Source organism: Mesorhizobium sp. M0408 (genome assembly GCF_040321495.1).
In the GTDB taxonomy this organism is placed as follows: Bacteria; Pseudomonadota; Alphaproteobacteria; order Rhizobiales; family Rhizobiaceae; genus Mesorhizobium.
In genome coordinates this window covers 24,752-38,827 of the sequence record NZ_JAMYRO010000028.1, presented here as the reverse complement: position 1 = coordinate 38,827, position 14,076 = coordinate 24,752, and the positions used below count along the sequence as shown (strand labels likewise).

The 14,076-nt window shown below is 60.2% G+C and carries 12 protein-coding genes; 2 read left to right on the top strand and 10 right to left on the bottom strand.

All coding sequences use genetic code 11. The features are described from left to right. The first annotated feature begins 872 nt into the window (after positions 1–872). Together NKI67_RS26500 and NKI67_RS26495 are read left to right on the top strand one after the other, a co-directional pair. Entirely contained in the window at positions 873–1,394 is a 522-nt protein-coding gene (locus NKI67_RS26500) for a Crp/Fnr family transcriptional regulator (RefSeq protein WP_352647680.1), read from the top strand. 81 nt (positions 1,395–1,475) lie between these two features. Then, entirely contained in the window at positions 1,476–1,721 is a 246-nt protein-coding gene (locus NKI67_RS26495) for a hypothetical protein (RefSeq protein WP_352647678.1), read from the top strand. 319 nt (positions 1,722–2,040) lie between these two features. Here NKI67_RS26495 and NKI67_RS26490 read toward each other — a convergent pair whose 3' ends face one another. From NKI67_RS26490 to NKI67_RS26445, 10 genes are all read right to left on the bottom strand, one after another. Continuing rightward, the gene (locus tag NKI67_RS26490; RefSeq protein WP_352647676.1) at positions 2,041–4,191 is read right to left on the bottom strand and encodes a type IV secretory system conjugative DNA transfer family protein; all 2,151 of its coding nucleotides are present in this window, start codon (positions 4,189–4,191) and stop codon (positions 2,041–2,043) included. An 11-nt stretch (positions 4,192–4,202) separates the two neighbouring features. Continuing rightward, positions 4,203–5,228 carry a P-type DNA transfer ATPase VirB11 gene (gene virB11 / locus NKI67_RS26485; RefSeq protein ID WP_352647674.1) on the bottom strand — a complete coding sequence of 342 codons (1,026 nt, stop codon included), beginning with the start codon at positions 5,226–5,228 and terminating at the stop codon, positions 4,203–4,205. Next, positions 5,225–6,688, bottom strand: coding sequence for a type IV secretion system protein VirB10 (virB10, locus tag NKI67_RS26480; protein ID WP_352647672.1), 1,464 nt, complete (start codon positions 6,686–6,688; stop codon positions 5,225–5,227). The genes virB11 and virB10 overlap by 4 nt, the downstream gene beginning before the upstream one ends. Continuing rightward, positions 6,688–7,485 carry a TrbG/VirB9 family P-type conjugative transfer protein gene (locus tag NKI67_RS26475; protein ID WP_352647670.1) on the bottom strand — a complete coding sequence of 266 codons (798 nt, stop codon included), beginning with the start codon at positions 7,483–7,485 and terminating at the stop codon, positions 6,688–6,690. The genes virB10 and NKI67_RS26475 overlap by 1 nt, the downstream gene beginning before the upstream one ends. Further along, positions 7,482–8,195: a VirB8 family type IV secretion system protein gene (locus tag NKI67_RS26470; protein ID WP_352647668.1), complete on the bottom strand. Its 714-nt coding sequence runs from the start codon at positions 8,193–8,195 to the stop codon at positions 7,482–7,484. The genes NKI67_RS26475 and NKI67_RS26470 overlap by 4 nt, the downstream gene beginning before the upstream one ends. A 74-nt stretch (positions 8,196–8,269) precedes the next feature. Then, positions 8,270–9,313, bottom strand: coding sequence for a TrbL/VirB6 family protein (locus NKI67_RS26465; protein WP_352647666.1), 1,044 nt, complete (start codon positions 9,311–9,313; stop codon positions 8,270–8,272). Between the two features lie 183 nt (positions 9,314–9,496). Next, on the bottom strand, positions 9,497–10,231 hold the full coding sequence (locus tag NKI67_RS26460; protein WP_352647663.1) for a type IV secretion system protein: 735 nt from the start codon (positions 10,229–10,231) through the stop codon (positions 9,497–9,499). A gap of 9 nt (positions 10,232–10,240) precedes the next feature. After that, positions 10,241–11,398 (bottom strand): transglycosylase SLT domain-containing protein, encoded by a 1,158-nt coding sequence (locus NKI67_RS26455; protein WP_352647662.1) that lies wholly within the window; start codon positions 11,396–11,398, stop codon positions 10,241–10,243. Further along, entirely contained in the window at positions 11,382–13,784 is a 2,403-nt protein-coding gene (locus NKI67_RS26450) for a VirB4 family type IV secretion/conjugal transfer ATPase (RefSeq protein WP_352647660.1), read from the bottom strand. Before NKI67_RS26450 ends, NKI67_RS26455 begins: the two co-directional genes overlap by 17 nt. Next, on the bottom strand, positions 13,781–14,074 hold the full coding sequence (locus NKI67_RS26445) for a VirB3 family type IV secretion system protein (RefSeq protein WP_352647658.1): 294 nt from the start codon (positions 14,072–14,074) through the stop codon (positions 13,781–13,783). Before NKI67_RS26445 ends, NKI67_RS26450 begins: the two co-directional genes overlap by 4 nt. Between the last annotated feature and the right edge of the window lie 2 nt (positions 14,075–14,076).

Sequence of the window (14,076 nt, the reverse complement as noted above, 5' to 3'; positions counted from 1 at the left end):
TTGGCGCGCTTGTGGGGACCCACCAGCTTAGCTCATGCACTGCGACCTCGTTTTAGCAATTGCGCCTGCTGGACGTGACGCCGCAATCTCACCCTGCGATATTGAAATGGCAGCGGTGTTCTCAAAAGACGTGGGCGGCTCCTATGGCGAGTATCGCGGCAGCCCAGGCATCGGCATGGTCCACGCCGGAGAGCCCAAGCGCATTTGCCGTCCATCCCCAACGGCAAGAGCGATCCCCGCAGGAGCGCATCGCATTCCCCTCCCAATGCGAGTCTCCGTCCGACGGATGCGATCGGCCGATGCCTGAGCTACCGCTTCCTATGATGGGTTGCGGCCTGGCCTTGAAACAAGACAAGATAAGCCCGAGAAGAGCGTCGTCCATGCAGCTGATCTCGCGTCAAATCTCCTTGTCCCAGGAGCCGTCGGGCTCTCGCGCTCGCATCGTTCCGCAATCCCGACGCGACGGCCGAAGGCGCAATCAACGCCAATTCACGCCGCTCTAAGATCCAGGTCCCAAGAACCCTGGGTTCCGTCCTTTCTCCTGTGCGCAGTAGTGGAGAGTCTGGAACATTGCGACATAGAGCGCGGTCGAGTTGCTTGAGGGGTCGTCCCGAATGTGCGCTCATAATCCCGGCGCCGATCAGGACGACCGGTGCTCATGCGTGCGGCTCCTCTTTCGCGGGGACGAAGGCTCGCGCAGGGCAAAAGCTCCGCCAGCAACGCAGGCATGCCATCGGCGGCTCCGAAGGCGGGTCGATTGCGGAATGGCAGCTTGTTAGTTCTCCCTACCAAAGGCGACACTCTGCTTCCGGCCCAAAGCCGCCTGGCGGAAACGCGCTGTGAGATGACCTCTGCCGCCGGTAGTCGCCACCATGACCGGTGGGCGGCAAAGTGAAGTCGGCATCGTCGGCCATGACGGCATGACCGGAGTGGCCGTTATCCTCGGCCAGGACAGGTCTCCCAATGAAACCTATATCCAGGTCGCCGGCAATGGCTGGATCCTCCCGGTTGAATCCCTTCGCTCTGCGATTGCGGCGAGCCAATCCCTCCGCGAGTCACTGCTGCGCTATGCCCACGCGTTCCTTATCCAGTCCTCCCGGACGGCACTGGTCAACGGCCATTCGAAAATCGAGGAGCGGCTAGCCCGCTGGTTGCTAATGGTCCAAGACCGCGTCGAAGGAAATAGGATCTACCTGACGCACGAATTCCTGGCGACCATGCTTGGCGCTCGGCGTCCCGGCGTTACCACCGCGCTCCAGATGCTTGAATATCGCGGGCTGGTTCACGCCAAGCGCGGAGAGATCACGATTGTCGACCGCGTTGGAATGATACAACTCACACATGGTGCTTATGGCGAGGAGGAGCAAAGTCACTTCGGCCTGGCCTCCGCCTAATTGTCCTGAATCGGACAAACCCTTGCAGGCTGCCGAATTCCTGCCGTAAATCGTGTTGAGGGTTTTAGGGAGGCATTCTCGATGACCAGCACTTTTCACACAGTCACGGTTGAAAAGGCGGCAGAGGCCTATGTCCGTTCCAGAGGCAAGGCCCAGTTCCTGTCCATCGCACAGGCGATCCGCGCTATTAGAACTCTCATGCCCGCATGCAAGGCTACCGACCGCGACCTGGAGGAGTTGCTGGCAGCGGCATCCATCATTCACGGTGTGCCCGTCGCTTTCGATGCAAAAACAGCCGATGGCGTAGAGCCACGGCTCCATTCGTAGGCCATAGATGCCTGCGCTCGCGCAGAGGCCTACCTTGTCGGACGTTCGCCAGGCGATTGTCCGCTACCTTATCGACGGTGTCGTCAGGCCGTGCATTTCGATATCCGAGGTTAGCCACGCCGTAAGGGGAACATTTCCGCTTTGCGAACTTACGGATTGGGAACTTGGCGATCTTATTGCGCGAAGTGCCATCGACGCAGGATTCGCGATTGAGTTCGACGGGGATTCTTGAGACACCTGTTGAGGCATGTGTCGTCGACGATTTCGTGCGACAAGGGCACGATAGACAATGACCTCTCCGCCGCATCGGAATGCTAGCCTACCCATCGACTACATCAGGCAAAGTATCTTCGACGACGCTCAAATTTCGATCGAAAGCCTCGGTGTCGGATGCGTGAGCTCGGAGAGATCGCACGTTGTTCAGGATCGCCGCAACGGCCGCTTCTTTCTCGGGCGCTATGCTTGTTATCACAGCTTTGGCCGCCAACGCGGTAAAATCTATGGCGGCGTAAGCTGGTACGGCTGCAGCGTCGGTTACTTTCGGCCGTTCTTTTGCGATTGTGCGCCGGCCGCGCGGCGGAGCCATACGGCCGGCTTTTGCTGCGAATGTCGCGCCGCGCCGTACGCGGGTCTGCAAGAGGCCGGAGCGGTACGCAGGTGCTGTCGGCACAATCGTCGGGAGCGCAGGAGATGGAACCGCCGCAGAGGAGTCCAACGCAGGGCTTTTCGTCCGCGAAACGTCGGTAGAGGCGGGCAGGGGCATGAACGCGCGTTTGGCGAGCTGGCCGTCGGCGAAATAGAAATTTCGCGTGCCGAGGATCGGCAGTTCGCCGCGCGGCAATATGATGACCTTGTTCCTGTCGAGGGTGCGGATTTCATCTGGCCGCATCAGGGGCCGTCGCACTTCCTTGCGGTGCTCCGAGCGCGTGTAATAAGTGTCGAACAACGTTGCCTTGGTGCGCGTCACGTCCTTTTGCACGTCCGACGTTTCGCCGAGCTGCTCGGAAACGTAGCGCAGATCGTCAGCATCCTGCGCGCCGAAAAAGATCTGCACGCGAGCGGCGTTGATGAGCGTCTTGCGCCCTTCGTGGCGATAGATCTCGTCTACAGCCTTCAGCGACTGCACGAAAAACCACATCGAAACGCCGTTACCGCCGAGCACGCTCGCCATTTCGGTCACGTTCTCGAGCTTGCCGAGGTTCTGGAACTCGTCGAGCAGCACAAGCACCGGATGCTCGTCCGGACGCTGCATGGTTTCCGACATGAAGTTCATCATCTGCGTGATCAGGACGTTGAACAACGGTCCAAGCGACGTAATCTGCTCGCGCCGCACGTCGAGATAGAGGGAAATCCCGTCGCGCTTGAGCTTGCGAATATCGAACGTGCTGCGCGAGGTAGCTCGCATCAGGCGCTCGTTGAGAAAGGGGGCCATGCCGGTCCGCACGCCGGCGTAGATTCCGGAAAACTGCCGCTCAGACATCTCAAAATAGGGCAACAGGGTTTGCAGCGTGAAATGCGAACATTCGCGGCGGCGTTCCTCGCGCAGCGACCCAATGAATTCGAGGAGCGGCTGCTCGGCACCGTTCATGATCTCGAGGATTGTGGCAAAGGTCTTCTTCTCGTTTAGGATCGCAGGCGATTCCATGACGAAGGACGCAATGCCGGTAAAAAGGAGGCGGGCATCGTTGACCCAATAAGGGTCTGCATTTGAGGGTGGACGCGGAAACAGCGCCGCAGCGATATTGCGAAGGTCGATGTCGCGCTGGGCCGAATCCAGCGAGATGAAGTCCATGGGATTGTAGCATGCGGTATTGCCGTCCGGATCAGCCGGCGCAAAACGCACCACGCGGCTGATGGTCGAGCGGTAGCCTGCGGTCGCCGCATAGGTCTCGCCGCGCAGGTCGAGAACCACGAGCGAATGCGGCCAGGTCAAGGCGTTCGGGATGATGAGAGACGTGCCTTTGCCGGAGCGCGGCGGCCCTATGACGAAGCCGCCGACATCATCGCCATCAATCCACAATTTCTTACCGCCGATCAGCTTGCGCTGGGTCAAGCGGATCTTGCCTGAGTGCTGATCGCGGCGCGGCGACAAAATTTCGGCCAGCCTGCCGCCGGCTCGACCGACGAAGACGCCGCCAGTTTTTGTCAGGCCGGTTTTTGATACGTCGCTCATGGTCATGAAGCGAGAGTCATTGCGCTTTCTCGGACGCATGAGAAATAGGCCAACCAGTGGCGAGAGAAACCCTAATGCTCCTGCTGCAACGGCGTATTGGACCCGGCCAAAATCCCTCGCCATCGTGTCCGCCCAAGCCTGACGAACGACCGGCAACGGATTGGCGTTCAGCTGGTCGAACAGGACGTGGGAGCCGGTCCGGTACCAATCAGTCGCCGCATAGGCGACCGTGAAAAGCAGGACGCCCAAGGCCATCGCCATGAGCATCATGAAAATTGCTGTTGCGATTTTCTGCATGGGTGGCCCCGCTAGATCGTCTCCGCCTTGGTGAACTTGATCTCGCTGATGCCGCGCCGTCCGCCTTCGGTGCGGACCATCTGGACGACCACCGGAATGACCTCGCGCAGGTAGTCGAGGATTTCGCTTCGTGAGAGGCCTGAACTGCCCTGCATGACCATCAGTGCCAGCCGCTCGTAGGCGGACCGGGCGGAATTGGCATGAACGGTGGTGAGCGAACCCGGGTGGCCGGTGTTGATCGCCTGGAGGAACGCGAAGGTTTCAGCGCCGCGCAACTCGCCCAATAGCAGACGGTCGGGCCGCATGCGAAGCGAGGCTTCGAGCAGCTGTTGCGCGGAGACCTTGGCAAGGCCCTGGTCGCCCTTCGAGGTTATCAGGGTGACGTTATTGGGAGCCGGCAGCCTCAGTTCGCGGGTATCTTCGATCGTGATGATCCGTTCATGAGCCGGGATCTCCTTCAAGAGTGCATTCAAGAACGTCGTCTTGCCGGTCGACGTACCGCCAGAAACGACGATCGAGACTCGGTTGACCACCGCATACTGCAGGAACTCCATCGGCGATGTGTCGTGCAGCATTTCGACGAGGCGCTTTTCTTCGGTTGAAAGCGCCAGGCCGCTGCCCATCGCCGTGTTTTCGAATGCGCCAAGATCGTTGTAGGCAGCAAGGCTCATATCCATGATGACTTGCTTGCGGATCGAAACCGCGCCGCCTTCGGGAGCTGCGGGGGGCAAGATGCACTGGATGCGCTCGCCCGAAGGTAGAGCAGCCGACAGGACCGGCTTTTCTTCGTTGATGACCTGATTGGTCGCCGAGGCAACGCCGGTCGAGATATGCCTAATCCAGCCGGGCGTGACCTCGCGCTTGACGACGTGCTCCATTTCCTTCGCGCCGAGGCGTTCGATGAACAATTCACCCGGCCTGTTGATCGCAATCTCGGACACCGCATCTTCGTTCAAATAGGACCATATCGGCTCCAGATGAGCGCGCAGGACCGGGGCTCTCGCCCAAGGGTCGGGGAGGGGATGCACGGCGTTCATTTCACCGGGCTCCCATAGCCGGGATAGAAATGATCCTTCGGCGTGCCGTAGAGAGGCGTCGGATCGATCGCCGTCTTCGGCCGCCCGCCTGCCTTCAGGCGTGCAACTTCTTCCTGAACGGGATCGGCGTACAAATCCGAGAAATCGAGATCTCGCCGCACCAGCACGACGACCGATGTGCCCTGGTCGACGTAGACCGTCGGGCCAATGTTCTGCGTATCGCGAAACGCCTCTTGCGCGAGTTGCTGCAGGGCGGTCGATGACTTATCGAAGGCGATGCTGCGGGCGTCGCGCTGCGAGCCATTGCCACCATAAGTTACGGTCGTGGTCTCACCGGTTACCGGATCGACCGTCGACACCTGGCGCTGTTGTCCATTCTGGCTGCCATCGGAAAGCGAGGACAGATATTCAGAGACACCGCCAACGACGGAAAGCATGATGGCGTTGCCGTAGCGTTCAAGCCAGTGCGTATCGACACGGCCGCCCATGCCACCGCGGCCGAGCGCGTCTGCCCCGGGGGACTTGATATCAACGGAAATGCCGTCCGAGCGAATGACCCTGCTCCAGACGATGAAAACACGCTTTTGACCGCGCGCGAGCCCTGAGCGGTATTCCCCGGTCAGTCGCGAGCCCTTCGGAATGAGGATCCGCCTGCCGTCGAGCGAGAAGACATTCTCACGCACGACAGCGCGTACGGCGCCGGGAAGGTCGGTGTTAACAGCGGTTTCCAAATAGCCGCGAATGATCGTTCCTTCGGGGATCAACGCGTCGGTACGCCGGAAGGCCCTGGCTTTGACGATGCCGGAAGAACTTGCCTCAGACTGCGCCAGGAATGCCTTGTTGGGATCACTGTCGGCGCCGGGGACCGGGACGATCTGACCGTCGGGCGCGATTTCGACTTGCGTCGCTTGGGCGCCGGCATCCGTCGAGCCGGTTTGATCATTCGTCACCATCTGGTTCGACCGCAGGCGTTCCCACACCGCTTTTTCATGCTCGGCGGCCTCCGCTTTGCGGCGAGCCTCTTCGTCAGCCGCGGTCTTGCGTCGGGCTTCGTCCTCCTCGGCCTTGCGGCGAGCTTCCTCGGCCGCCATTTGCGCCTCCAGCGCGCGCCGCTGCGCATCGAGATCCGCGCCCTCCTGCACGGTCTGATCGACATTATCGGCTTGTTGCGTGCCGTTCTGGTCGGCGGCCGGTGGCGGCACCACGATCTGGTCGATCGTGCCGTCGGCAGGTTGCGGCGGTTCGTTCAAGGCCGGCGGGCGGAACTCGGGCGGGTTGAAGTTTTCCTCGCCATCGCTGCGAACATCGCGCGATACCGGCTCCCGGGGCCAGTTGAGCCATATCAGCGCGCCTACCAGCACTATGCCGAGGCCGACCAGTGCAATCCTGGTACCCACGCCCGCACCACGGCGCGCGACCGTCGGGCTCCCGTCCAGTTGGTTATAATCGATCTGGGACATCAGCGCCCTCCGCTGGATCCGAACAGGGTGGAACCGCGTGTCAGTTTCGTTGGACCGTAGACTTGCTCGACGGGATCGATGGCGTTGGGTCGCGCCCGGTTGTAGAGGCAGAGCGTCTTGCCATCGGCCCGCAAGGTGAATTGCCGTGCGACCTTGTCGATGACGGTGTATTTGCCCTGCGTGCGAACGTTGACCAGCGACTCCTGACGCTTGTCGTCGACAACGAAGATCGCCGGAATGTCGCCCTTGAACTCCAGAAACACCTTGGTGCCGTCGTCGAATACGGTGCGCGGCTTCAGGCTATCGTCGCCCTTGTAGGCGTAGTCGTAATTGAGATCGGCATAATTCAGATCCTTCAAATCCGGATCGGCGGCGCTCTCTTTGGCCTGTGAGAGCAGGCGCGCGTTGATATCCTCGTCCGGGTATTTGAACCGGACCTGGAAGGATGCCCGGTCACGGCTATTGTCAGTCGCCTGCAGCAGCAGGGAATAGACGCGCCGGTTGGTGACCACGTTGACGTTGGTCCACGCATCGCGCTCCAGCGGCTTCACGAAGAGGAATCGCGACCCGCGTTTGGGGATGATCGACCAGCCTTTCGTATCGCCAGCCGACACGGTTTCGATGACTTCGGTCGGGCTGAGCTCGACCATCGTGGAAATGCCAAGTGCGGCGCGCACCGACGTCACGTCGTCATTGTTGAAGGTGACATATCGGATGCGGCCGTCGCGCGCGGCCGCGCTGTGCATCGCGCCGAGCAGAAGGGCGGCCGACAGGGCGAGGCCCGCGCGCCATCTCATTGGAGGCTCCCCGCGGCCGGGACCGATTCCTGATCGCGGCGGTAATCCGTAACCTGAAATCCCAGCGGATTGTCGAAACGCCATTCGTTCTTGAGCGGCGTTGAGGTATAGCGGAATTTTATCACCGCCACCCAGTTGTCGGCCGTGGACGAATTGTCCCGCCGCGTCGTCGTGGCAAAGCGCACCGAGGCGGTGTTGCGATTGAGCAGGGAAACCGATTTGATCTCGACCGAGACAGTAACATTGCGGCCTAAAATCTTGTCCAGTGATTGCGGGTTTGCAGGCGTGAACAGCCATGTCAAATCCTTGGACGCGGCATCGGTGGAGTAGAGCTGCGCCAGGTCGTAATTCTGTTTCAGTTCACGGGAATCATAGGTTTCGCGGGCCCTGATGTAGCGCACCAGATTGGCCGCCGTGACGGCTTCGTTCTGGGACAAATCTCCAGGCTTGAGCGCGCGCATGATCTCGAGGTAGCCCGTCGATTTGTCGACCTCGACAACATATGGTTCGAACTGCCGGAGCGGCAGGATAAGCACGAGCGCCAACAGCGACAGCACAGCAACCAGCCCTGAAATGCCGCTGACGATCCAGGCCAATGTACGCGATCGACGCATGGACCGGTGCGTGTCGTCTTCCCAAGTCGCGCCCGCCCTGTAATAGCGCTTGTCGACGAGTTCGCTGCTGCGTTCAGCAGCTGTTTCCACTGGCATTATCACGTTACTATTGCCTCGTTTGCGCGACGATCCTGACCCAGAGCCGCGATTGGTGATCGTTGTGTTCTTGTCTAGGCCAGAGGCCTGGAGTTATCGCGCGCACCTTGCTGGATGGCGGTCCGGGTTGCGGCGTCCGCCCTGGCTGCTCGCGAAGATCGAAAACTGTTTGTCGCGAGCTGCCGGGCGCCCCGGGCGGCGCGGCCTGCGGCCCATCGCGCGCCGGAATAGCGCACGGCATTCCTGCCGAACGTCCCATATGAGTAGCGAGCGCCCATGGTGCTAAGATACCCGCCGCCATTCAAGATCGAAGCAATCGAAGGTATTTGCATGAGAACGTAGATGCCGATGATCGTCACCAGGACCAGAGGCAGCACCAGCGACATTTTGCTGTCCATGGTCGCCCCGCCGGACGTGGCGGTGTTCAGCGCCGCATTGACGAGCGAGAAGTAGAAACCGAGAAAGCCGTAGATCAGGATTTGCTGGATCATCAGGAAGGTGGTCAGCGAAAGAAAGCCTTCGCTCATGCGCGAGGACCATCGGTAAAGCCAAAGGATGATCCATATCGGCGCCAAGGCCAGCGTGATGAACAACATCACTTTGGCGGCGATGATCGCGGCAATGGCAAGCGCTGCGAAGATGATGGCCGACAGCAGAACGAGCAGCGACAAGAGCGCACCAAAAATGTCATAGAAGGATCCGCTGTAGACCTGATTGGCGACGTCCTGGGCCCCTTGGTAGAGGTTGTCGATAAGCGCTGGAATTGCCGCCTGGTCGCTAAGCTGATTGCCGGTGGCCCGCGACACGGCGCCGACGATCACCTTACCGACCTCGTCTGGAATGCTTTGCACGAGCTGATAGATCGTCGGGGAAAACGTGCCCCATCCGGTCAGCAGCAGATAGATGATGACGGCGCGGCCGAGCCGATAGGCCGCTTCGATTGGCGAAATCGACTCTCGCCCGCTCAGGATCGAATAACCCCACCACACGATATAGAGGGTCAGCATCAAGGTGAAGACGTTGCCCATCGCATTGCCCAACTGCATATAGACGGTGCGAACGAAGTCCTCGCCGATGTTGTCAATGCCACCGAGGATGCTTTCGGCAAGACCGTTCATGGATCCTCGTCAATGATGCTGGCGAACGGCGTTGAATTGACCGGCTTCAGCGCACCGCATTCGTCGGCGTCGGCATACGCCAAAGGCCCGCACGGCGCTTTCCGTTCGCGATTTGCGCATCCGAAAAGCACTGCGCCGAGCCCAATCACAACGCACATGAGCAGGACTCGCCGCGACAAGCGCTCAGCCTCCGCTCTTGCCGAATTCCGCGAACGGATTGACGGTGCGCGGTGTCATCATCTTCTGCACCTGGCTCTGGCGAAGAAGATCTCCCTTCAGCTTCTCATTCAGGGCCGCGACCGCACCGTTCTGGACGCCGATCAGTTCGTTGACGGCGCGCGCGTTTTCCAGCTGCATTCGTGTGTTCTGGTCCACCGAACCCTTGACGTCCTGCGACTGCCCGATCTGCCCGCTCGCTGACTGCAGAGACTGTTGGCGCTGGGTAACGCCCTGCGAAGCCTGGGAGGTCAATGCGCTTAGCAGCGAGGCCACATTGACGCTGCCGCCGTAGGCCGTGTTGACGGCGCTGGTCTCCTTGCCGGCAATCTGCTGGAGCTGCTTCACCAGCTGGAGCCCATTGATGACGGCGCCGGCGATTTTCTGGATTTCGGGCGACAGGCCACCAAACGAAAGAGCCCCGCCGTTCAGGATCGATCCGAACGACGGCGCCTGCGCAATCGACATGTTGCCGCCGAGGCCCATCTGTCCGATACCGAGGGAACCGTCACGACTGCCGCTGAGAGCCTGCAGGATCTCCTCGCTCTTTTTCAGGATATCCTTGTTCGAATCCATGATGGAGTTGGTATTGTCCGCATTCTTGCGGGCGACATCGAGATTGGCGCCATCGATGACGGCAATCTGTGCGTGGGCCGTGCTTGCCCAAAGCGTCAGACTGGCGGCAATTGCGAATTTCTTCATGTCAGCCTCCTATTGCTGTAGCGAATCGAGCACGCTGGCAGCACCAGCAGGATCACTGGTGATGATCATCGAGCGGCTGTCGGCTGAGCTTGCCCTCCGGTTCTCAAGTGCACATGGTAACCACCGGCCGCGATCGATCTTCGACTGTTCCAGTTCGGCGGGATCACAAGAGAACGGGTTTGGAGAGCCGCTCTTTGGCTGTTGCACCAGTTTGGCCGACTGCGATGCCTGAACGTTCTGCAACGATAGAAGTTGGCCCAGCAACGCCGTAAAATCCCCCGCCTGGGCGAGGTACTGGTTGGTGACATCGGCGTTGATCCCACGAGCCGACGAGTTCTGCTCCCATGCGTCCTTGTATTCGGTCACCTGGCCAACGTTGCCCGCCAGCGCGTCGATCGCCGCGGCGTTGGCGCCCATCTGCGATGAGCTTGCATCAAGGCCGCCAGCCGCCTTCCTCACCGTGCCCATGGCCGCGTCCTGAGCCGTGCCGCCTGCGCCGTCGGCCGGTACGATCGAGAATGGTGGCGGCGCGGCGGCCGGAGCCTTGCCGCTCCCTACATATTCGTTGAAGTAGCTGTTCCAGCGGCCGACACCGCCGGCCCATTGGTTTTGCTCGCCTGCGTTCGATCCGTTGTAGAAGGAGGCGAGACAGCTGTAATTCGTCGCCCCGCATTGCTTCACACCCATTCCGAGATATTTGACGCCGCCTTCGACATTCTGCTCGTTCACGTCGCGGTCCAGTCCCATGGACTTGCCTGTGCCCTTGGTCAGCTGCATGACGCCTTTGACGCCGGTGTGGCTCCCGGCGCATGTGTCGAAGCGCGATTCCTGATAGGCGACGGACAGTGCCAGGCCTTCAGGCACGCCGTATTTTTGCGCATAATAGCGGATCATCTTCACGTTGCCCGCGTCGCGCTGCAACGCTTCGGCAGGCGACCGGCGAAACATCTGTGAGCGGTATTTGTTCGAATAGGTGCAGACGACGCTTTTCTTCTTGTCGGTTTCGTCCTTCTTGGCCTCATCCGACTTCGTGCTGTGCTGCTCGTCCTCTTGCCGCTTGTCGAGGTTCGGCCCATCGATCACCGCGATCTGAGCGATAGCCACGCTCATGCCATCCGCCGTAGCGAGAGCCACGGCCAGACAAGCGCTGCTAAGCCGCTTCGTCATGCTCGTTCTCCCATCCGCAGAAGTATGGCAGCCACATCTCCGGCTCGTCGCCGAAGGTCTCCCGGAGCCGTGCGCATTCCTTGCTGTTGGCTTCGTTCGAGGACAAGACTTTGATGAGATCGGGCATCGCCGACAAATCGAGCTTGGCTACGATCGAGTCGCTGTCGTGCTTGACCAGGAAGGTGCGTGTTTCCTTGGCGGTGCGGCGCACGAACTCGAATTCCTTCGCTGTCAGCGAGAAGCGCTCCATGTAGGACTCCTTGCTCGCCTTCGGGTTGGGGAAGAAAATATTGGTCTTCGTTTGCTCGATCAGCGACGGCGAAATGGAGGAATTGACGACGTCTTCCGCTGTCTGCGTGCCAAAGCCGACGACGCCGTTGCGGCGACGAATGGTCTTCAGCGTCTCGTTGATGAAAGCGGCGAAAACCTCGTCGTCCAACAGCTTCCAGCCTTCATCGAGGAAGAGCATGATCGGCGAGCCGTCGATGACGTCCTCAAGACGGTGGAAGATGTAGAGCAACGCCGCCGAACGCAGCTTTCGGTCACTCAGGATCCTGGTCATGTCGAACCCGACCACCGGCTTCGAGAAATCGACCAGATCGACGGGATTGTTGAAAAGCCAGCCCTTGTCCTTGGGGTCGAGCCAGGGCTGTATTCGCGCGGCCAGATCATTCATGCCAGGCATGAGCGAGCCCCGCAGCACTTCCGGCAGCAGGTCGAAGGTCCGTTTTTCGCGTGGGATCTTGTAGATCATATCGACGGCGGCGTTGATGACGCGCATCTCCGCCACATCAAGCGCGCCGCCTTCCGGCGTCAGAATGTAGAGGAGCAAATCTTCCAGGAAAGAACGGTTTTCTGCCGTGTCCTCGAGCTGCAATGGCGCGAACCCGGTCGGCTGAGAAGGTTCCATCACCTCGTAACGACCGCCGAGCGCCCGAACGAAAATCTCAGCGCCGCGCATATAGTCGAAATAGACACATCGCGGCCGCGGCATGATGCGCATGGCCTGCGCCATCAGGAACGACAGCACGACGGTCTTGCCCGAGCCGGTCGGGCCGAACACCGTGAAGTGGCCGACATCGTGAACGTGGAAATTGAAATAGTAGGCCGTCTGGCTGGTCGTTTCGAGCAAAGCGATAGGGCGTTTCCAATGCAGCCGCTCACGTTGGCCGGACGGGAAATTGTGTCCTGAGAAAAGGCCGGCGAAGTTAAGTGACGAGATCAACGCACGTCGCGCGATGTAGCTGAAATTTCCCGGCAATTGCGCCCAGAAAGCCAGTTCCGTGTTCAGCGTCTCGCGAACCGGCACGATCGACATGCGCGAAAGCTCGGCCGTAATATCGGAAAGCGCACGGTTGAGCCCGGTCATGTCCGGTGCCAAGGCCATGACGCTCATGTGGTGTTGTCCGAAGACGACCTCACCGCCGGCCAGCTTGTTGGCGCCGTCGTGGACGGACTCCTCGACCGTCGTGCCCGCCTCGTCGGAACCCTCAACCTGGTTCGCGATGGTGTTGATCCGGCGCATCGCGGTTACACGGTCTTCGATCGCGAAACTCTGCGTCAGGACAAACTCATGTGGCAGGCGCAAGAGACCGTCCAATGAGCCCGGAGCGGTGAACGGTGGGTATTCCTTGATCGACACCATGGCGCCGAGTTTGGCGGCGTCCGGCCCCCGAAGTTCCAGCGCGGATTTGCCGAAAAATAGCTGTCGTGTCGCCAGTACATCACCAAGGCTCATGCGCGGCAAAGGCATTTCCACGTCGAGGCCGCCGGCCAGGATCTTCGCCAGAAATTCCGCCGGCTCGGAAAAGAAGCTGTCGCGGCGCTTCACGACGCCGAGAAGACGCGCCCCATAAGCCGTGAAATCCTTGACGACGCCGTCGAGAACATCACGCAATTCGGCCATCGCCTCTTCACGGGTTTCTTCGCCCGCGGTACTGATGCGGAACGCATTGAGCGCCTTGTCCACCCAGCCGACGCGGCCGACCATCGGTCGGCGTATGACCGTCAGATACGCTTCGTTGACGAAAAGGTTTTTCGCCCCAAGCTCATCCATGTAGCGGGCGTCGAGCTCGGCCACGAAAGGATTGTCAAAGTCGCCTTCGATCTCCGGCGTCACGTGGCGGCGGATGATCGTCGTGTAGACGGCAAAGCGAGAGGTCGAGAGATTGCGGAACGTCGTGTTGCGGTTGAACATTCGGCTGTTCAACTCGGCCTGGTCCATCGTCTGGAACGGCAGGCCACTGAGCTGGATGACGCCGACCAGAAAGCCGCTCTTCGTCACGATCAGATTGTCATCGGCATGGTGAAGGTAGGGGATGTGCATCGCCGCGGGCTTTTCGCGCCGGCGCTCACGGCCAAATTTCAGGTCGGCATCGAGGCTCATGGCGAATAGCTCCTCGCCCCCCAGAAAGTAAGGTTAGCCACCGCTCCGCGTTTGGAGACGCGCCGCTCGAAAATATGAAATATGTAGGGGTCGCGCTGGCACAGATATGCGCTGACCATATGCACCACGCCGAACACGCCAAGACCGAGCATGAAGCTGCTCGTGGCGATAAAACCGATCACCGCCAGGATGCCGTTCAAGGCAAAAACTTCATATCGCACCCCCCATTTCATAGGGGGGCGTGTCAGTGGCAGGCTGACAGGCTCGACATAGACCTCCTCGTCGTCCATGT